General features: G+C 30.0%; 19 protein-coding genes and 1 tRNA gene. 17 read left to right on the top strand and 3 right to left on the bottom strand.

Annotated elements, in window-relative coordinates; translation table 11 throughout:
• Positions 1 to 870 carry a metallophosphoesterase gene (locus ACI389_RS03875; protein WP_439780227.1) on the bottom strand — a complete coding sequence of 290 codons (870 nt, stop codon included), beginning with the start codon at positions 868 to 870 and terminating at the stop codon, positions 1 to 3.
• Between the two features lie 80 nt (positions 871 to 950).
• Between ACI389_RS03875 and ACI389_RS03870 the strand changes: the two genes are divergently transcribed.
• The 3 genes from ACI389_RS03870 (at position 951) to ACI389_RS03860 (ending at position 3,564) form a co-directional block, all read left to right on the top strand.
• Positions 951 to 2,141, top strand: coding sequence for a redox-regulated ATPase YchF (locus ACI389_RS03870; RefSeq protein WP_439780226.1), 1,191 nt, complete (start codon positions 951 to 953; stop codon positions 2,139 to 2,141).
• 99 nt (positions 2,142 to 2,240) lie between these two features.
• Positions 2,241 to 2,555 carry a TIGR04076 family protein gene (locus tag ACI389_RS03865; protein WP_439780225.1) on the top strand — a complete coding sequence of 105 codons (315 nt, stop codon included), beginning with the start codon at positions 2,241 to 2,243 and terminating at the stop codon, positions 2,553 to 2,555.
• A complete protein-coding gene (locus ACI389_RS03860) occupies positions 2,539 to 3,564 on the top strand; it encodes an SLC13 family permease (protein WP_439780224.1) in 1,026 nt (341 codons plus the stop codon). Before ACI389_RS03865 ends, ACI389_RS03860 begins: the two co-directional genes overlap by 17 nt.
• 39 nt (positions 3,565 to 3,603) lie before the next feature.
• Here the strand turns inward: ACI389_RS03860 and ACI389_RS03855 are convergent, their stop codons facing one another.
• Complete coding sequence (locus tag ACI389_RS03855; protein ID WP_439780223.1) at positions 3,604 to 4,002, bottom strand: C-GCAxxG-C-C family protein; 399 nt, start codon at positions 4,000 to 4,002, stop codon at positions 3,604 to 3,606.
• Positions 4,003 to 4,079: 77 nt separating this feature from the next.
• On the opposite strand from ACI389_RS03855, the gene cfbD reads away from it, so the two are divergent.
• The 9 genes from cfbD to ACI389_RS03810 all read left to right on the top strand — a co-directional run bounded on the left by cfbD (position 4,080) and on the right by ACI389_RS03810 (position 13,326).
• Positions 4,080 to 5,153, top strand: a complete 1,074-nt coding sequence (gene cfbD, locus ACI389_RS03850) for a Ni-sirohydrochlorin a,c-diamide reductive cyclase catalytic subunit (protein WP_439780222.1) — start codon at positions 4,080 to 4,082, stop codon at positions 5,151 to 5,153.
• Entirely contained in the window at positions 5,150 to 5,746 is a 597-nt protein-coding gene (gene hisH, locus ACI389_RS03845) for an imidazole glycerol phosphate synthase subunit HisH (RefSeq protein WP_439780221.1), read from the top strand. The genes cfbD and hisH overlap by 4 nt, the downstream gene beginning before the upstream one ends.
• Positions 5,747 to 5,748: 2 nt before the next feature.
• On the top strand, positions 5,749 to 7,113 hold the full coding sequence (locus ACI389_RS03840; RefSeq protein ID WP_439780220.1) for an AIR synthase-related protein: 1,365 nt from the start codon (positions 5,749 to 5,751) through the stop codon (positions 7,111 to 7,113).
• Positions 7,114 to 7,164: 51 nt separating this feature from the next.
• Complete coding sequence (locus tag ACI389_RS03835) at positions 7,165 to 7,602, top strand: hypothetical protein (protein WP_439780219.1); 438 nt, start codon at positions 7,165 to 7,167, stop codon at positions 7,600 to 7,602.
• 61 nt (positions 7,603 to 7,663) lie between these two features.
• Positions 7,664 to 7,737: transfer RNA gene (locus tag ACI389_RS03830), tRNA-Arg, on the top strand.
• 20 nt (positions 7,738 to 7,757) lie between these two features.
• Complete coding sequence (truD, locus tag ACI389_RS03825) at positions 7,758 to 9,014, top strand: tRNA pseudouridine(13) synthase TruD (protein WP_439780218.1); 1,257 nt, start codon at positions 7,758 to 7,760, stop codon at positions 9,012 to 9,014.
• A gap of 9 nt (positions 9,015 to 9,023) precedes the next feature.
• Entirely contained in the window at positions 9,024 to 9,413 is a 390-nt protein-coding gene (locus ACI389_RS03820; RefSeq protein ID WP_439780217.1) for a DUF126 domain-containing protein, read from the top strand.
• 8 nt (positions 9,414 to 9,421) lie between these two features.
• Positions 9,422 to 10,639: an amidohydrolase family protein gene (locus tag ACI389_RS03815; RefSeq protein ID WP_439780216.1), complete on the top strand. Its 1,218-nt coding sequence runs from the start codon at positions 9,422 to 9,424 to the stop codon at positions 10,637 to 10,639.
• A gap of 194 nt (positions 10,640 to 10,833) precedes the next feature.
• The gene (locus ACI389_RS03810; RefSeq protein WP_439780440.1) at positions 10,834 to 13,326 is read left to right on the top strand and encodes a heavy metal translocating P-type ATPase; all 2,493 of its coding nucleotides are present in this window, start codon (positions 10,834 to 10,836) and stop codon (positions 13,324 to 13,326) included.
• A gap of 41 nt (positions 13,327 to 13,367) precedes the next feature.
• Here ACI389_RS03810 and purB read toward each other — a convergent pair whose 3' ends face one another.
• Positions 13,368 to 14,717, bottom strand: coding sequence for an adenylosuccinate lyase (gene purB / locus ACI389_RS03805; protein WP_439780215.1), 1,350 nt, complete (start codon positions 14,715 to 14,717; stop codon positions 13,368 to 13,370).
• Positions 14,718 to 15,273: 556 nt separating this feature from the next.
• On the opposite strand from purB, the gene ACI389_RS03800 reads away from it, so the two are divergent.
• The 5 genes from ACI389_RS03800 to trpD all read left to right on the top strand — a co-directional run bounded on the left by ACI389_RS03800 (position 15,274) and on the right by trpD (position 19,436).
• Entirely contained in the window at positions 15,274 to 15,831 is a 558-nt protein-coding gene (locus tag ACI389_RS03800; protein ID WP_439780214.1) for a lysostaphin resistance A-like protein, read from the top strand.
• A 21-nt stretch (positions 15,832 to 15,852) separates the two neighbouring features.
• Positions 15,853 to 16,254: a hypothetical protein gene (locus tag ACI389_RS03795; protein WP_439780213.1), complete on the top strand. Its 402-nt coding sequence runs from the start codon at positions 15,853 to 15,855 to the stop codon at positions 16,252 to 16,254.
• A gap of 100 nt (positions 16,255 to 16,354) precedes the next feature.
• Positions 16,355 to 17,851: an anthranilate synthase component I gene (gene trpE / locus ACI389_RS03790; protein WP_439780212.1), complete on the top strand. Its 1,497-nt coding sequence runs from the start codon at positions 16,355 to 16,357 to the stop codon at positions 17,849 to 17,851.
• Positions 17,848 to 18,432, top strand: coding sequence for an anthranilate synthase component II (locus ACI389_RS03785; RefSeq protein ID WP_439780211.1), 585 nt, complete (start codon positions 17,848 to 17,850; stop codon positions 18,430 to 18,432). The genes trpE and ACI389_RS03785 overlap by 4 nt, the downstream gene beginning before the upstream one ends.
• Complete coding sequence (gene trpD, locus ACI389_RS03780) at positions 18,429 to 19,436, top strand: anthranilate phosphoribosyltransferase (RefSeq protein ID WP_439780210.1); 1,008 nt, start codon at positions 18,429 to 18,431, stop codon at positions 19,434 to 19,436. The genes ACI389_RS03785 and trpD overlap by 4 nt, the downstream gene beginning before the upstream one ends.

The following is a 19,436-nucleotide window of genomic DNA, read 5'->3' as shown; positions in this document are numbered from 1 at the left end:
TCATTTTATATCGATTTTTTGTTTTTTATTTGTTTTTAAAGTTATTATTGTAATTTCAGGTTTGCAGTTTATCCTCATTCTGAATGAGTTTGTTCCAAGTCCTTTACTTGTGTATTGTATCATGTTTCCAACTTTATAAAGACCAACAGGATATTTTTTTGAGTTTGGTCCCCTAAATGGTGTTGTTTCGAATTTTGGAATTATGAATTGCCCACCATGTGAATGACCTGAAATTTGTAAATCAAATTTATTGGTCTTTGATGATTCTTCTGCAAAATCTGGTTCATGGGCTAGTAAAATACTTGGAGTATTCTCTTTCATTTTAACTAAAACTTCATTTAGATTATCTGCACAAACAGTACAACTATCAACACCGCAAATATTTAAATAATCTCCCTCTTTTTCAAGAACATGGATGTTATTACTTAAATCTATGACATTTGATGTTTTGAATATGCTTCTTATTTCTGAGGCACCCATCCAATGATCATGATTTCCCAAAACTCCAAATTTTCCATATTTTGATTTTAATTTTTTAAAAGAATCTGTTAATGATTTTTCATAGCCTTTTGTTATGTATGAAAAATAGTCACCAGTTAAAGTAATCAAATCAATATTCAAAGTATTGACATAATCTACAAGGTTATTTAAGTATTCTGGATTGATCCATTGACCTAAATGAATATCTGTTAGGTTTAAAATTCTAAAGTTATGAAAATTCCATCCAAGATTATCTAACTTAATGTCTATTTCAACTAAATCTATTTTACTAGCTTCAAACTTCTTATCTGGAAGTGAATGAGTCATAGCATCTTGAATTCCTTGACGAATTTTCATAGCTGGGGGGTGGTCAATATCATCATTATTCATTAAGGTAATATATGCATTCTGAAACTATTTATAATTTTAAAAATATACATTAAATTGTTATAGATTATTAAGTGATTATTATGCTTCAAATTGCAGTTTGTGGAAAACCAAATGTAGGAAAATCATCTTTTTTTAATTCAGCAACAGCATCTGCTGTAGAAATGGCAAATTATCCATTCACAACAATTGATGCGAATAAAGCTGTTGCTCATGTAATTAAGGATTGCCCATGTAAAGAGTTAGAAGTTACTTGCAATCCTCATAATTCAATTTGTATTGATGGAAAAAGATTGCTTCCTATTGAGTTAATAGATGTTGCTGGTCTCGTTCCAGGAGCACATGAAGGAAAAGGATTAGGTAACAAATTTTTAGATGATTTAATGCAAGCTAAAGTTTTTATTCATGTTATTGATGCTTCAGGTTCAACTGATATTGAAGGAAATCCAGTTGATCCGGGAAGTCATGATCCGTTAGAAGATATAAAGTTTTTAGAAGAAGAAATTGTAATGTGGATGTATGGAATTTTATCAAAAAATTGGGTAAGGCTTATAAGGAAAGTTGGTGCTGAACATTTAGATATTTCAAAAGTATTATTTGATCAATTATCTGGTACTGGAATAGCTATTGAAGATATTATTGAAGCTAAAAGGAATGTTGAACCAGACTACAATAAATGGGAAGAAGAAGATTTAATTGAATTAACAAGAAATATCTTGAAAATAGCTAAGCCAATGATGGTTATTGCAAATAAAGCGGATTTACCAACTTCTGCTGCCAATATTGAAAGGATAAAGGAAAAATATCCATATGTAATCCCAACTTCAGCAGAATCTGAAATTGCACTTGTAAAAGCGGCAGAGGCAGGTTTAATTTCATATGTTTCAGGGGATGACCATTTTGAAATTTTAGAATCTGATAAATTAAATCCAAATCAACTTAAAGCATTAGAATATATCCAAACTAATATTTTAGATAAATATGGAAGTACTGGAGTTCAAGATGCATTGAATTATGGTATTTTTGAATTACTCGATAGAATTGTGGTTTATCCTGTTCAAGATGAACACAAATACACAGATCAAAAAGGAAATGTCTTACCAGATGGATTTCTAGTTCCAAATGGTGCAACTCCTCGTGAATTAGCTTATATTGTACACACTGACATTGGTGATAAATTCATGCATGCTGTTGATGCAAGAAAAAACATGCGTGTAGCTAGTGATTATGAGTTAAAAGATGGGGACATTATTAGTATCGTAACAAGAGGTTAATTCCTCTTTTTTATTATTTTTTAAGTATATTTATTTTTCATAAAAATTATTAATTTTAAAAATAATGAGTTAATGGCCTTATGATTATTTGGGATAATTATGAAAAAAGTAAAAATTACAGTCATGAGAAAAGTTAGACATGATGATTTAATTGAGGAGTATGAAAATCCACTAGAGCATGAATGTGATGTCGAAGAGGGTCAAGTATTTATTGCAAATGGATGGTTAAAACCAGATAATTTTTGTGACAGTGCATGGGAAAGTCTTTCACCTTTTGTATTAGCATTGTCTTGTGGTGCTAGTGATTTTTATGATGGGTGGATGAAAAATAAAAAATCTGCAATGGTATCTTGCAATGATGGTTTTAGACCAGTTAGTTTTCTTTTAGAAACTTTAAATGAAGATGCAGAGTAATATTATGACTAATTTTATAGAAAAGAGTTATATTTTTTTTAAAAGAGAAATTGTTTTTTCTATATCTTTAATATTAGCTATTATCTCTTGTTTTTTTGTTAAGCCAAGTATTACGTATATTAATTGGAATACAATAATCTTACTTTTAGTAATGATGGTTATTGTAGAAATTTTTAAGAATTTGTTTGTTTTTGAGATTTTGGTTCGTAAATTATTGACTAAAATTAAGAATATTCGTGGGTTTGTTTTTGTAATGGTATTTATTTGTTTTTTTAGTTCTATATTTCTTACAAATGATATTTCATTAATTATATTTGTACCATTTTCAATATTAGCACTAAAAAAGATTAATCGTGTTGATTTGATAATATTAACTGTTAGTTTACAGACTATTGCAGCTAATGTTGGATGTATGGTTCTTCCTATTGGAGCTCCTCACAATATTGTAATGTATACAATTTCTAATCTGTCATTCGTATCATTTTTCTTATTATTATTGCCCTATATTTTTGTATCTGTTATATTTTTAGTAGTGGTGTTATTATTTGTTCCAAAGGATAAGATTATTTTATCTAAAATGGATAAAACGGAATTTGTAAGAGAAAATTTCTTTAAAAAGATTTTATTTGGTGTTGATTATTATTTACTTTTGACATTCATCGCATTATTCATTTTAATTGGTAATTTGGAAAATATCTCTTTTTTCAATTTATTATTTACAAAATGGATTGGAGGAAATGAAGTTTTAGGGAGCGTGGTTGCATCTCAGATAATTTCTAATGTTCCAACAGCAATTCTTTTTAGTGGATTTAGTAATAATTATGAAGCTATTATTGTTGGAATTAATATTGGAGGATTTGGAACTCTTATTGCATCTATGGCGAATCTTATTTCTTATAAAATTCTTGTTCGTGAGTATAATGAATTTAAAATTAGATATTTGATAATATTCACAGTTTTAAATCTTATTTTATTAGTTATTCTGTTGGGCATTTATGTTATAATTTAAAATAAGAGGGTATTAGGAGATAAATTTCACTAAAGTGGATTATTCATCCCATAAATCTGCAACTTTTTTTGCGATAAATACGCAACAATCAACACAGGGGTATTTGTCTTTTCCGTTGTCTGTTATTGTACCACAGCACACGCTTCCATATTCGTCTTTAAATAAGTTAAAAATTTCTTTTGCATTTTCTTTAATTTTATCGGGGTTATCTAAAACTAATCCATTTGCAATTAAAGCACCAGTTACAGCACCGCATGTTCCTTCATCAAATGTTCCTCCCATTCCTCCTGCAAATCCACAAGCTATTTTACACATTTCTACTTCACTTATAGGATATTCAGCAGTTTCACAGAGTCCCATTAATGTTGATTCAGAACAACTTTTAGAATCTCGGTATTTTCTAATTTTTTCTTCTAAAATTTTTTTATCTAATTTCATAATTTAATCTCCTTTGTATAAGTATATAAATTAAGAATTTAAAATAATTATTTATTAAATTATTTAGGTGAAAAGATATGCATCCAAGACCAAGTCCAATTGCAGCGTCTCTTTATACTTTAAGAGACATGAATGTTGATGTTATTATTATGCATGGGCCAAATGGCTGTTGTTTTAGAACTGGAAGACTCTTAGAAAGTGATGGTGTAAGAGTCTTAACAACTGCAATGGCTGAAAATGATTTTATTTTAGGAGCTGGCGAAAAGTTGGAGGAAACTTTAAAAGAAGCTTATGACATGTTTAATCCAAAATTAATTGGTGTTGTAGGTACCTGTGCAAGTATGATTATTGGTGAAGATTTAAAAGAAGCTATTGCTAATGTTGATTTACCTTGTACAGTAATACCTGTAGAATCTCATGGTGGATCTGGTGAAGGTGATAATACTGTTGGTGCTATTATGGTTTTAGAATCAGCAGTAGATTGTGGGGTTATACCGCAAGATGAGGCAGATAGACAAATTGAAATGCTTGAAAAAGCAACTGAAGTTGAAAAAACACGTGGAATGGCCCAAGGTAAGTACATTAAGCCTAATTTTGGTGATTCAAAAGAACATGTTGCTAAAATCGTAGTTCAAGCTATTAAAGATGGTAAAAAAGTGGCATTTGTACATAATGCCAAAAAAGAAACATCTTATTTGTTTGCAGATATTATTAATTTTGATTATAATAAGATAAATCCTAACAATAAACCTATTATTGTAGCAAATCTTGATGAGAGTATTGGACTTGAAAGAATTAGGGGTCATGCAAGAAATATTATTGAGGAACTGCCAATGGATATTGATTATATTACTGGTGGACTTGATGAATATCCAATTACTGCAAATGTTGCAGCTGAATACTTAAAAGATAAGGATTTAGATTTGGTTGTTGTATTTGGTGTTCCACATGCATTTCCAATTGAAGACTTTGATGTTGAATCAGTTGCAATAACTGATGGACCTCGTTTAGTAGAACCTTTAAGGAATTTAGGTTACAGTCATGTTATTGCTGAGCTTGATGCTCATTCAAAAACTCTTGGTACTAATGAAATAGTATTTTCAGACTTTGGGGGCATGATTAGATCAGCTATTGGATGGTTAGATGAATGATAACAATTATTGATTATAAAAGTGGAAATTTGAAAAGTATTTCAAATGGATTTAAAAAAATTGGTGCTGATTTTCAAATTACAGATGATAAGGATGTAATTGCTAATAGTGATTACCTTGTTTTACCAGGTGTAGGAGCATTTGGAAGTGCAATGGAAAATTTAAAACCCTTTGAGGATGTGATTCATGAGCATGTTAGAGATGATAAACCCTTTTTAGGAGTTTGTCTTGGTCAGCAAGTTTTAATGAGTTCAAGTGAAGAGGCAGTTGGTGTTAAAGGTCTTGATTTATTCAAAGGGCATGTTGAAATGTTGTCTGGAGATATAAAAATACCTCATATGGGTTGGAATAAGTTAAAAGTATGTAATAATTCTCCTATTTTAGATGGAGTCGATGGAGAATATTTCTATTTTGTACATTCATACCATGTTATTGCAGATGATGAAAGTATTGTTGCTGGAGTTTGTGATTATGGTGGAGAAGTTGTAGCTAGTTTAAGTCAAAATAACTTATTTTCAACACAATTCCATCCAGAAAAAAGTGGTGTAGCAGGGCTTAAGATTTTAAAGAATTTTACTAATTTGGAGTTATAATAATGGATATTGAAGGATTTGTAAGGAATAGAATTGATGATTATGATTATGATGATTTAGCAGATATTTTAGCTGTAAGAATTAGAGAATATAAGAAAATTTCAGAAGAAAACTCCGTTGAAATGGCAAAAGCTGTTATTGATGAAGTTTCAACAACTCTTAAATTACAAGAAAGTGATGATGAGTTTTTAAAAGAGGTAGTTGATGTTAACAAAGCAGATGTTTTAATGGGTGAAATGGGAGTTGGATCTCGTGGCGCAGGTGATTTCTTTGTTCACAGAAAAATCGCAGAAATTGTATCCTCAACAAACACTGCATCATTAGTAAATCCATCAGAACAAGATGATGGTGGTGTTGTTAAAGCAAAAGTAAATAATGATGAAGTATATATTACAACAGCTGTTGATGGAATTCACTCACGTTTAAGCGAATATCCATTTTTAGGAGGTTTTCATGTAACTAGGGCAACTCTTAGGGATGTTTGTGTAATGGGAGCAGATCCAGTTGCTATATTAAGTGATGTTCACTTGGCAGATGATGGGGATGTAGCTAAAATCTTTGACTTTACAGCAGGTGTTGCAGCAGTTTCAGAACTTGTTGATGTTCCAATCGTTGCTGGAAGTACTCTGCGTGTTGGTGGGGATATGGTTTTAGGTGATAGGTTTGTTTCAGCAGTTGGAAGTGTTGGTGTATCAAATTACCCACCTACAGCAAGAAAAGGAGCAACTGATGGAGATGTGATTCTTTTAACCGAAGGTTCTGGTGGTGGAACAATCACAACTACTGCATTGTATAATGGTTTCTTTGATGTTGTATGGGATACTATGAACGTGAATTTTGTTCAAGCTTCTCATGCATTATTTGAAGCAGATCTTGTAAAAGATATTCATGCTATGACTGATGTAACTAATGGTGGTCTTAGAGGAGATGCTCATGAGATATCTAATACTACTGGTGTTGGATTAGAATTCTATGAAAAAGAAATTAGGCAAATGGTTGCTCCAAATGTATTAAATATGCTTGAAACATTAAACATAGATCCATTAGGAGTTTCAACTGATTCTTTAATGTTAATTGCTCCTCCGGAAATTGTGGGAGATATTAAAAAGGCTGTTGGAAAATATGATGTGGCTATATCTGAAATTGGGGAAGTTAATACTTCAAGTGAACCAATATTAATTAAAGAGGATTCTTCTGAGGAAAAACTTGTTCCATTGTTTAGGGAAGCAGCTTACACTAAAATTAAAAAATTAGTTGGTGACACAACTCCTGAAGACTTTGAGGAAATGAAAGAAAAAGTTCAAAGGGCTTCTGATGCAGCTATTGCTAAAAAAGAAAAAGTGATTAATCACATTCGTGCAAATTAATTTTTGCACACTTTACTATTTTTTTAATATTTTAAAATTCTACTTTCATTTATGTTAGATGAAAAAGGATATTTTTATATAATTGATGCTGTTCTAGCAGTGATTCTAATTTTAATGGTATTTTTAGTAGTAAATACTACGATATCTATTCAAAATCCTGATTATTCTTATGATTCTCATGAAATCAGAACAGCTCAAGATATTATGGAAATTCTAAGTGGAAAAATAGATTTTACAGATAGGACTTTTCTTGGAGATATTTCTAAAATATTGGAGGATAATAAGAATTCAAAAGACTCAATTAGGGAAGTTTCAAAAATTTGTGAAAATAAGTTTACAAGTTTTAATCTTACAAATTATAGATTTAGTGAGAATAATGTTTTAAATGAAAAAATATTAGCTGTCTCTGGTGACTATTCAAAAGCTATTAAAGTTTCAACAGCAACAAGGAATTATGGTGAATATTCTTATACATTGTCTGTATGGTGATGAGTTATTAAACTTTAAATACTATTAAAATCATATAATTATATGTTATCTTATTTTATTTGCCCTGGTGGTGTAGTTTGGATAACACATGGGACTGCGGATCCCATTCCCCGGGTTCAAATCCCGGCCAGGGCACTATTATTTCCGTGATTATTATGTTAAATGCTAATACTTATGTTACAGCTCAAAAGGGTATTGGTGGAACAATTAGAAACCAATATGAAGATTTTTATGTTGAAGAAATTCCTGAAATCATTCCTGAAGGCGAGGGTCCTAATGTTTATGTGTGGATTGAGAAATTGGGAAGAACTACACTTGATGTTGTTTTAGATATTGCTCGTGATTTGCATATTTCAAGAAAAAGAATGGGCTTTGCTGGAATGAAAGATAAAAAAGCTATTACTCGTCAATGGATTTGTATTGCAAATATGGATTCAGAGGAACAGCTTAAACAGGTTGAAAACTTAGATATTTATAAAACTGATTTTTTAAAAGTTGTTCGTGGCCGTAAAAAACTTAGAATGGGTCAACTTAGAGGAAATAAATTCAGAATTCTTGTTAAAGACTTGGATGATATTGAAAAAAGTGCAGATGTTGCAAATGAAGTCTTAGAAAATCTTCAAAAAACTGGTGTTCCTAATTATTTCGGATGGCAAAGGTTTGGAAAACCTAGAACAATAACTCATTTAGTTGGAGAAGCTCTTGTTGAAAATAATCTAGAAAAAGCAGTTAGTGTTTACATTGGTAATCCTCAAAATGATGAATCTAGTGAGAATTATGCTGCAAGGCAAGCATTTGACGATGGAAACCTTGAAGAATCCCTTAATTTAATGGGTAAAGGAATGCGTTATGAAAAAATGATGCTAAAAGAATTAATTAGAGATTCCAAAAAAGGTGAATTAACCGATAAATCATATATGAATGCATTACATGCTCTTCCAAAGCCTCTTCAGAGAATGTTTGTTCATGCTTATCAATCTTACTTATTCAATGAAGCCGTAAGTAAAAGAATAGAAATGGGAATGAACAAATATATTGAAGGAGATATTATAATTGATAAAGAAGAACATATTGTTCGCGATAAAACTCCCGAAGAGTTCCAGGAATTGATTGATAATTTTGAAGCTAGTCCAACTTGTCCATTATACGGTACAAAAGTTCCTTTTGCTGGAGGAGCTGTTGGAGAAATGGAAGAGAGTATTTTAACAAATTATAATATTACAAAAGCCGATTTTGAAGTTCCAAAAATGCCACGTTTAGGAAGTCATGGACTTAGAAGATCTATGAGGTTCCAGGTATGGGATGCATCAGCTATTCCGACTGATGATGGTGTTTTATGTGAATTTTCAATTGATAAAGGTTCATATGCTACTGCTGTTTTAAGAGAAATAATGAAAAAAGATGTTATTTAGGTGATTTGTATGATTGAATGTAGAAATATTTCAAAGGGAAAAGGAAAAGGAGAGCTAATTGTTTCATCTGAACCTATTAGTTTTCTTGGTGGTGTTGATCCTGAAACTGGTGTAATAATTGACCCTACTCATGAATTAAAAGGAGAATGTATTAAAGATAAGGTTTTATTTATTCCTGGTGGTAAAGGATCTACTGTTGGTTCTTATGTTATTTTCCAAATGATGAAGAATAATACTGCTCCAAATGCTATTATTTGTCTTAATGCTGAACCAATTATAGCAACTGGTGCTATTATGTCTGATATTCCAATGGTCGATTCACCTAGTCAAACTAAAGAATTAACAAATGGAATATTGGTTGAAGTTGATGGGGATAACGGAACTATTGAAATATTATAAGTGAGCATATGCAAACTTTAATTAAAAATGTAAATGTTATTAACTCTCAAGAGGGTGTAAAAACTCATCAAAATGTTTTGATTGAAGGTAATTTAATCAAAGAAATTTCTTCATCTAAAATATCTACAAAAAATAGTGTGAATGTAATAGATGGGAATGATAATTATTTACTCCCGGGGTTTATTGACTGCCATACACATATATTTGCAAAAGGATTTCATAAAGAAGAGAATATGGTAAATCCTTTAGGAATTCATTTTTATAATGCGGTTCCCCATTCATTACAAACAGTTAATGCTGGAATTACAACAATTAGAGATTGTGGATCTGCTGATTTAGGTTTTAAATTAGCTCAGCAAAGGAAATTATTTATAGCTCCTAAGGTTCATTTATCTGTTGCACCTCTTGTAATGACTGGTGGGCATTTTGATTTATTTTTACCATCTGGTTGGGATATGGAGATAATGTATCCAGGATTTCCTAAAGGAAGATGTGATGGTGTAGAAGAAGTCCTAAAAAAGACTCGTGAGATGAAAAGAGCTGGTGCGGATTTCATAAAAGTAATGTGTAGTGGTGGAGTTTTAACAACTAATACTTCTCCTGATTTTCATCAGTTTAATAAAAAAGAACTTAAAACTATAGTAAAAGAAGCTAAATCAACTAATATGAAAGTTTCAGCTCATTGTCATAGTTTAAAAGGAATGAATAATTGTATTGATGCAGGTTTTTCATCAATTGAACATGGGACATTCATTGATAAAAATACTTCTTTGAAAATGGTAAAAAATAATGTTAGTTTGGTTCCAACACTTTTGGTTCATCAATTTTTATATGAAAATGGATTTCCTGCATGGGATAATTATGCAAGTGAAAAAACAGCTAAATTAAAAGAGATAGTTAAAGTTCACAAGGAAAACATTTCTGTTGCATATGAACAAGGTGTAAATATTCTAATGGGTACTGATAGTGGGGTTATTCCTCATGGGCATAACCTAGAAGAATTAATTCATTTGACTAATATTGGAATGAGTAATTCAGAAGCAATAGCTAGTGGAACTGTTAAATCAGCTGAATTTTTAGGATATGATAATTTAGGTGAAATTAAAGAAAATTTCATTGCAGATTTAATTCTAGTTAATTCAAATCCTTTAGATGATGTTTCTATTTTAAGGAATAATGATAATATTTTAAAAGTAATCCAAGATGGGATTATAGTAAAAAACTGATTAATATATAACTCATATTTTTAACTTTTTTTAATAAGTGGTGTTTTTCTTAAACCTGTAGATTAATTATGATTTCTTTTTTAGAGATGGGTTTTATCCTAGTTTAGAAAATTACTTCCTTAAAACATTAAAGCAAATTATTTTTAATATTAAATATAAATGTTAGTTATAACTATGGTAATGAGCGTGATAATATAGCAAAACTCAAAAGCATGGATTTACCAATAGAAGGAATGCACTGTGCATCCTGTGTTTTAAGTGTTAATAAAACTTTTAAAAAAATAGATGGTGTAGAAGAAGTTGATGCTGATTTAGCTGCGAATAAACTCCATATAACTGTTAATCCTAAAAAAATTTCTTATGAAAAAATTGAAAAATTAGTTAAAAATTTAGGATTTGAATTGCATTCTGATGAAATGACTCTAAGAATTCAAGGTATGCATTGTGCATCATGTACAATGAATGTTGAGAATTTTTTAATCAGATTAGATGGAATTTTTGATGTTAAAGCAGATTTAACTTCTCAGTCTGCTAAAATAAGATATGACTCTTCAAAAGTAGACATGGATGAAATAGAAAAAGTAATTGAATCTTTAGGTTTTGAACTTTTGGGTATTGAAGGTCAAACCGAAATAGATGAAGAGGCAATTTATCAAAAGGATTTAAAAGATAAACTCACTAGAATTGTTGTAGGTTTAATCTTTTCAGTTATTTTGATGATTTTAATGTTTAGTGGATGGGATCCTTTAATGGGTGTTATTGAAGGTTTTAATCATTCTAGTGGCATTCATATTTCTTCAATGGGATTACTTTCATTGATTGTAAGTATTGCACCGTTCATATATATTTCTTTACCTATTTTAAAAGCAGGATGGAATGGATTAATCCATAAAAACTTGAATATGGATGTAATGTATTCAATGGGTATTCTAGTTGCTTATGTTTCAAGTATTCTTGGAACTTTTGGCATTGTTTTAAATCATACATTTATGTTTTATGATTCTGCTGTAATGCTTCCTTCATTTTTAATGATTGGAAGATATTTGGAAGCAAGAGCTAAGAAAAGGACTTCTGATTCAATTCGTGAATTAATTGGTCTTCAACCGACTGTTGCAACAGCAATTGAAGTCGATGAAAATGGTGAAATCAAATCTCAAAAGGAAGTGGCTATTGAGGATATTATATTGGATGATTTGTTACTTGTAAAACCTGGTGAAAAGATTCCTGTCGATGGAGATGTTGTCGGAGGAGAATCTTATGTAGATGAATCTATGATTAATGGTGAACCAATTCCTAAAGTAAAAAAAGATGGTGAAGAAGTTTTTGCGGGAACTATTAATCAAGAGGGTGTATTGCATGTTAGAGCTAAAAAAATTGGAAAAGAGACAGTACTTTCAAATATTATTCGTTTAGTTGAGAAAGCACAATCTTCAAGGCCACCAGTTCAAAAATTTGCTAACACAATTGTATCTTATTTTATTCCAGTTATTTTAACAATAGCTATTGTTGTATTCTTAATTTGGTATTATTTACTTGGAGCAACATTGTTATTCTCATTAACTTGCTTAATTTCTATTTTAGTAGTGGCATGTCCATGTGCTTTAGGGCTTGCGACTCCAACAGCAGTCACAGTAGGTGTTGGTAGAGCTGCAGAATACGGAATTTTGATTAAAAATGGAGATACTTTAGAAAATGCTGGTCAAATTGACGTTGCTGCATTTGATAAAACTGGTACTATAACAGAAGGAAAACCTGAAGTTGATGATATCATTACTTATAATTGTTCATATGATGAATTAATTAAGCTTGAGGCAAGTGTTGAGCAAAATTCAACTCACCCTATTGCTAAAGCTATTGTAAATAAATCAAAAGAAATGAATATTGAATTAGATCAGACTTCTAGTTTTGAAAATGTTACTGGTAAAGGTTTAAAATCTGAACTTAATTCTAAAGAAGTCCTTGCAGGTAATTTAGCGTTAATGGAAATGGAAAATGTTGAAGTTTCATCTGAATTAATTGATAAGTATCATGAACTTGAGAAATTATCTAAAACAATTATATTCTTAGCTGAAGAAAAAACTGTTAAAGGTTTCTTAAGCTTGTCTGATAAGATTAAATCAACATCCAAAAGAACAATTGATGAATTGCACAAAATGGGTGTTGAAACTTATATGTTAACTGGAGATAATGAGTCTACAGCATTAAATGTAGCTCGCGAAGTTGGTATTGACAACGTAAAAGCAAGTGTTCTTCCTGAAAATAAATTAGAAATTATTAAAGAAGTCCAAGCAAATAATACTAAAAAAGTTTTATTTGTTGGAGATGGTATTAATGATGCTCCCGCACTTACACAAGCAGATATTGGTGTAGCTATGGGTAATGGTACTGATATTGCTATGGAAAGTGGTGATATTGTTGTTATGGAAGGGGATTTAGAAAATGTTGTTGCAGCTATTCAGTTCTCTAAAAAGGTAATGCGTAGAATTAAGGAAAATATATTTTGGGCATTTGCATATAATTCAGTATTGATTCCTATTGCTGCGGGAGTCTTATATCCTGCATTTGGTATAACATTTGAACCGGCATTAGCTGGTCTTGCAATGGCAATGAGTTCTGTAACAGTTATATCTCTTTCATTAATGCTTAAGAGATATGTTCCTGAGATAAAAAGAAAAAGTAATAATTAAAATTAATTGATTTAAATCAATTAATTCTATTTTTTTTAATTTTAAAACCATCCTTGTGATTTTTCAATTAATTCATCAATAATGGTAGGTATAGATCCAGTATATGTGTGTGGATCCATTATTTTATCGACATCTTCTTGAGTTAAGTATTTTTTAACTTCTTCGTCTTCTAAGATTAATTCACCAAGTAATAATTTTTCTTTGTTAGCTTTAATAGCATTTTTTCTTACAATTCCATAAGCAGTTTGTTTTCCCATTCCTGCACGGGTAAGTTCTGCCATCAATCTTTCAGCCATAATTAAACCATGGGTGAAGTTTAAGTTTCTTTCGATGTTTTCATCGTAGAATACGAGATTGCTCATTAATTTAATTGTTAAGTTTAAAATGTAATCGGTTAAAATACAGCTTTCTGGGAACATTATTCTTTCACAAGAAGAATTGGTTAAATCTCTTTCGTGCCAAAGTGGATTGTTGTCTAATGCTGCGTTTACGTAAGATTTAACAATTCTTGCAACACCACAAATTCTCTCAGCAGTAATAGGATTCATTTTATGAGGCATAGTACTACTTCCAACTTGTTTTTCCGGATCGAAGTATTCGCCTAATTCCATAATTTCAGTTCTTTGTAAGCTTCTGATTTCAAGCCCAATTTTATCTAAAGTACTTGCAATATTGGCTAATACACTAATGAATTCTACATGATTGTCTCTTTGAACAACTTGGTTAGTAATAGTTGCTGCAGGTAAACCTAAGATTTCTGCAACAGTTTTATGAATTTCCCAACCTTGTTCACCTAATGCTGCGGTAGTACCTACTGCTCCATCCATCATTCCAACACATACATTTGATTCAGCATGTTCTAATCTGTCGTATTGTCTATGAAGTTCATCTGCCCATAAAGCAAATTTCATTCCGTAAGTTGTTGGTAGAGCGTGTTGTCCGTGAGTACGCCCAATACATACTTTCATTTTGTTTTCACTTGCTAAATCTAGCATGATTTTAGTTAATCTTTCTAATTTTTCTTTCAATACAATAATTGAATCTTTGATTAATAATGAATTTGAACTGTCAACAATATCATTAGATGTTGCTCCAAAGTGCACATATTCTCCAGCACCATTTTCACAAACTTCTGTAATTGATTTTGATAATGCTGCAATATCATGATTAGTTGCTGCTTCAATTTCTTTCATTCTTGCTAATTTAACGTATTTTGTGCTAGCTTTTGCTGAAATTTCATCAGCTACTTCTTGAGGTATAATTCCAAGTTTACCTTCAGCTTGAGCTAATGCTGATTCAACATCTAACATTTTTTGTAATTTATTTTCTTCTTCCCAAATTTTTTTCATTTCAGGAGTCCCATATCTAAATTCAATAGGATGTATAGCCATTTTATCATCTCACATAATTATGAATAACAATATAATATTTTACTTTAATACTATTATAATATTAGGTATTTAGTTACAAAACATTTATATATGTTTTATTTAGAAAAAAATAATAAATATTGTTAATGTTTCAGTATAATTTGAAACAAAAATAATGTGCAAAGAAAAGCAGGATTTAGTAACATATTGTTGTTGATGTAATTCATCATACAATAAAACACTTATATCCCTTATTATTTATTGAGTAAATGCTATTGGGATTTTATTTTTAGTGAAGAATGTTAATAGAATTAGATTGTTTTTGTATTTAATTTATTCTTTAAAAAATTTTAACTTTGATATTATGTCTTCATTCAACGAAAAACTTAAACTTATTTCATTAAAAGACTTATCAATTGTTATTCTTTTAAGTTTTATCATCGAGGCTTTGTTAGTTTTATTAAATTTAGTTAATTTTAATTTTAACTTAATTTATATTTTTGTGATTTGTTACTTTATTTTTAAGCTTAGGAGTTCCTTTTCAAGTTTTAGGAAAGATTTTTTAAAAGTCTTCACAATGCACTCGTTAAAAACTATTTTCATTGTTGTAATATTGAATATTTTTATTTCTTATGGGTTGCTTTATTTAGCAAACTTTATTTTAGGAGTTTTCCCAGCTTTAAAGTCCTTTGTCATGTCTACAGTACATATCAATTTGTTTACTTTCTATGGATTTGTAATGGTAGTTTTTATTTCACCAGTTTCTGAAGAATTGATTTTTAGAGGAGTTTTGTTAAATAGATTAAAGTTAATTCTACCCATGACTTTTTCAATATTGATTTCATCTGTTTTATTTGCTGCTCTACATAGCTTTGGAAGTATTATATCTGCATTTATTTTTGCTATTTGTATGACTATTTTGTATTTAAAAACGGATAATATTCTAGTTCCAGTTTTTGCACACTTTTTAAATAATCTCATTGCGGAAAGTATTGTTTTCTTTGATGTAGGTAATGTATTATTTACAAATCAGATTGTTATGTTGATAATGTCAATTTTAGCAATCATTTCAGCTATTGTACTTTTAATTCAAATTAAAGAGCAATGGAATATATTAAATATTAATAAATTATAGAATATTTTAAGGAGTTTTAATATGGATTTAAAAAAAATAGGTATTTTTTTAATATTTGTTGGAATTTTTGTTACAGTAGCTTTTATAGGTGATGATAAACTTTTTGTTCCTGCATTAACTGTAACTGTTTTAGGGTTTGCCATAACTGTTTTAGGTTTTGTTGCTGGAATTAGAGAACAAAAAATTAAAAATGATAGATTGGAAAAAGATATTGGTTCTATTCTTCAACCATTGATTACTAAATATTCAAATCTTAACAGACAATATCGTAGAGATTTTGAAGGTGAAGAGTACTCTCAAAAAAGGCTTCAATTAAATCGTGATTTAGAAAAAGAAATTACAGAAAAAATTCCATATTTGGAAAGTAGGGAAATCAAAAAAATTGTAATTCAATTTAGTCGAGAACAGGACAAATTAGATTAATTTTTTTTAAATATATAATGTAATGTACATTTTATTACAACAAGGATTTAAATAGTACATTATATATAATGTATTATGAGAATTAAATATATGTGATAATATGTTTTCCCCTAGTTTAGAAGAAGTAAAAGAAATAGGAAAAAATAAAGAATATAAAAGGATTCCAATATCTTATGAATTATTTTCAGATATTGCCACTCCTATAGAAGTTTTAAGAATTTTAAAGGGTATTAGTAATCATACTTACATGTTAGAAAGTGTTGAGGATTCAAAAAAATGGGGAAGATATAGTTTTTTAGGATTCAATCCACTTTTGGAAGTCACTTGTCAAGATGGTATTGTACATATTAGGGGTGATAAGGATTTCAATGGACTAAATGATGAGGAAGTAATAATTGAAAGTGATTCTCCAGGTAGTATTATCAAAGATTTAGTTAGAAAAAATAAATCTCCAAAGCTTGATTATTTACCTTCATTTACAGGAGGATTTGTTGGATATTTCGCATATGATTATATTAAATACTGTGAACCTTCTCTCAATTTAGATGCAGAAAATCAAGATCAATTCAAAGATATTGATTTAATGTTATTTGATAAGGTTATTGCATTTGATAATTTCAAACAGAAGATTATTATCATAGTTAACATGAAAACTGATGAGTTGGAAAAAAATTATAATAAAGCATGTGAAGAATTAAAAAGTATATCAAATTTGATTAAAACAGGTAAAAAAACAGAAATACAACCACTTAATTTAAAATCAGAATTTTCACCGGTTTTTTCACGTGAGGAGTATTGTGAAATGGTTGAAAAAGCTAAAAATTATATTTATAATGGAGACATCTTTCAAGTTGTTTTATCAAATAGGATTGAAGCAGATATTTCTGGAAGTCTATTTGATACATATAGGGTCTTAAGAACAACTAATCCTTCTCCTTATATGTTTTATTTCTCAAGTAATGATATTGAAATAGCGGGTGCTTCACCTGAAACATTAGTTAAACTAACAGATAATATGTTGTATACATTCCCGCTTGCAGGAACAAGGCCTCGTGGTAAGACTGAAGAGGAAGATTTAATGTTTGAAGAAGAATTGCTTAGAGATGAAAAAGAGCTAGCTGAGCATAATATGCTAGTTGATTTAGGCCGTAATGATATTGGAAGAATATCTGAAATTGGTTCTGTAAGTGTTGATAAATATTTGTCTATTGAGAAATTTTCACATGTAATGCATATAGGTTCAACTGTTAGTGGAACATTAAGAAGTGATTTAGATTCACTTTCAGCTATTGATTCTATCCTTCCTGCAGGAACATTGTCCGGTGCTCCAAAATTAAGAGCTTGTGAAATAATTAATGAGCTTGAAGATAATAAAAGAGGAATATATGGTGGAGCTATTGGATATGTAGATTTAAGTGGAAATATTGATACTTGTATATCTATTAGAATTGCATTTGCTCGTAATAATAAAGTTTTCATTCGTTCAGGAGCAGGAATTGTAGCAGATAGTGTTCCAGACAAAGAATTTGATGAATGTTTAAATAAAGCAGTAGCTGTAATTAATGCTTTAAAAATTGCTAATGGAGGAATTTCATGATTATTTTAATTGATAATTATGATAGCTTCTCATATAATTTATATCAATTAATAGGTGAAGTTAATAGGGATATTAAAGTTTATAGAAATGATAAAATAACAATTGATGAGATTGAAAGTTTAAATCCGGATGCAATTATTTTATCTCCAGGTCCGGGAAAACCTGAGGATGCAGGAATTTGTATTGATGTAGTTAAAGAATTTCATGATAAAATACCTATTATGGGTGTTTGTTTGGGTCATCAAGCAATTTGTACTGCATTTGGAGGAAAAGTATCTTATGCTAAAAGATTAATGCATGGAAAGTCCTCAAAAATTTCTCTTGATTATGATTTCATATTTAAAGAATTACCAAGTGAAATAACTGTTGGGAGGTATCATTCTTTAAGTTTGATGGAGGAAACTCTTCCAGATTGCTTGGAAATTATTTCAAAAGCTAAAGATGATGGGGAGGTCATGGCGATTAAACATAAAGATTTCAATGTTTATGGACTTCAATTTCACCCAGAATCAATATTAACACCAGATGGTTTAACTATTATTGAAAATTTTTTAGAAAAAGTAAAAAGGAGAATATTATGATTAAAGAAGCTATTTTAAAAGTATATAAAAATCAAGATTTAACTTATAGTGAAGCATATCATACTATGGATGAAATTATGAGTGGTGAGGCAAGTGAAGTTCAGATGAGTGCTTATCTAACTGCAATGTCTATGAAAGGAGAAACAATTGACGAAATCACTGCTTCTGCTGAGGCTATGAGGGATCATTGTGTAAGGTTATTAAATGATAAGGAAGTTTTAGAGATTGTTGGAACTGGTGGTGATGGTTCAAATACTTTTAATATATCTACTACTTCTTCAATTGTTATATCTGCAGCAGGAGTACCTGTTGCAAAACATGGAAATAGGTCAGCTTCTAGTAAATGTGGTGCTGCAGATGTTTTAGAGCAATTAGGAGTAAATATTCATATTGAACCTGAAAAAAGTTTAAAATGTTTGGAAAAAATAAATTTATGTTTTTTATTTGCTCAAAATTATCATTTATCAATGAAATATGTAGCTAATGTTCGAAAAGAACTTTCAATCAGGACAATATTTAATATTTTAGGTCCTTTAACAAATCCTGCTGGAGCTACAATGCAAGTATTAGGTGTTTATGAAAAAGGACTTGTTGAACCTTTGATGGATGTATTGAAAAATTTAGGTGTTTCATCTGCAATGTCTGTTTATGGGATGGATAAAATGGATGAAATTTCAATTAGTGATAAAACATTTGTATGTGAACTTAAAGATGGTAAAACAATGTCATATGAAATTTCACCAGAATACTTTGGTATGGAATTAGCATCAAAAGAGGATCTTGTTGGTGGTGATGCTTGTGAAAATGCAGAAATCACATTATCCATATTGAAAGGTGAAAAAGGACCGAGAAGAAATGTTGTTCTTTTAAATTCTGCTGCTGGATTATATGTTGCAGGTAAAGTTGGATCTTTAAGAGAAGGTGTTGACCTTGCAGCTGAAATAATTGATTCTGGAAAAGCATTAAAACAACTTGAAAAGTTTATTGAAGTTACAAATAGCTGA

Origin of the sequence: Methanobrevibacter sp. (assembly GCF_051877095.1) — an archaeon.
In the GTDB taxonomy this organism is placed as follows: Archaea; Methanobacteriota; Methanobacteria; order Methanobacteriales; family Methanobacteriaceae; genus Methanocatella.
Note: the sequence above shows the minus strand (reverse complement) of the source record. Positions and strands in the feature narration are given on the sequence as shown.

Bases quoted from the DNA above. Each gene is read 5' to 3' on its own strand.
- ACI389_RS03875 (WP_439780227.1), bottom strand. From the start codon at position 870: ATGAATAATGATGATATTGACCACCCCCCAGCTATGAAAATTCGTCAA.
- ACI389_RS03855 (WP_439780223.1), bottom strand. From the start codon at position 4,002: ATGAAATTAGATAAAAAAATTTTAGAAGAAAAAATTAGAAAATACCGA.
- ACI389_RS03795 (WP_439780213.1), top strand. From the start codon at position 15,853: ATGGATTTAAAAAAAATAGGTATTTTTTTAATATTTGTTGGAATTTTT.
- truD (WP_439780218.1), top strand. From the start codon at position 7,758: ATGTTAAATGCTAATACTTATGTTACAGCTCAAAAGGGTATTGGTGGA.
- trpE (WP_439780212.1), top strand. From the start codon at position 16,355: ATGTTTTCCCCTAGTTTAGAAGAAGTAAAAGAAATAGGAAAAAATAAA.
- ACI389_RS03785 (WP_439780211.1), top strand. From the start codon at position 17,848: ATGATTATTTTAATTGATAATTATGATAGCTTCTCATATAATTTATAT.
- ACI389_RS03800 (WP_439780214.1), top strand. From the start codon at position 15,274: ATGCACTCGTTAAAAACTATTTTCATTGTTGTAATATTGAATATTTTT.
- hisH (WP_439780221.1), top strand. From the start codon at position 5,150: ATGATAACAATTATTGATTATAAAAGTGGAAATTTGAAAAGTATTTCA.
- ACI389_RS03860 (WP_439780224.1), top strand. From the start codon at position 2,539: ATGAAGATGCAGAGTAATATTATGACTAATTTTATAGAAAAGAGTTAT.
- ACI389_RS03815 (WP_439780216.1), top strand. From the start codon at position 9,422: ATGCAAACTTTAATTAAAAATGTAAATGTTATTAACTCTCAAGAGGGT.
- trpD (WP_439780210.1), top strand. From the start codon at position 18,429: ATGATTAAAGAAGCTATTTTAAAAGTATATAAAAATCAAGATTTAACT.
- ACI389_RS03840 (WP_439780220.1), top strand. From the start codon at position 5,749: ATGGATATTGAAGGATTTGTAAGGAATAGAATTGATGATTATGATTAT.
- purB (WP_439780215.1), bottom strand. From the start codon at position 14,717: ATGGCTATACATCCTATTGAATTTAGATATGGGACTCCTGAAATGAAA.
- cfbD (WP_439780222.1), top strand. From the start codon at position 4,080: ATGCATCCAAGACCAAGTCCAATTGCAGCGTCTCTTTATACTTTAAGA.
- ACI389_RS03835 (WP_439780219.1), top strand. From the start codon at position 7,165: ATGTTAGATGAAAAAGGATATTTTTATATAATTGATGCTGTTCTAGCA.
- ACI389_RS03820 (WP_439780217.1), top strand. From the start codon at position 9,024: ATGATTGAATGTAGAAATATTTCAAAGGGAAAAGGAAAAGGAGAGCTA.
- ACI389_RS03870 (WP_439780226.1), top strand. From the start codon at position 951: ATGCTTCAAATTGCAGTTTGTGGAAAACCAAATGTAGGAAAATCATCT.
- ACI389_RS03865 (WP_439780225.1), top strand. From the start codon at position 2,241: ATGAAAAAAGTAAAAATTACAGTCATGAGAAAAGTTAGACATGATGAT.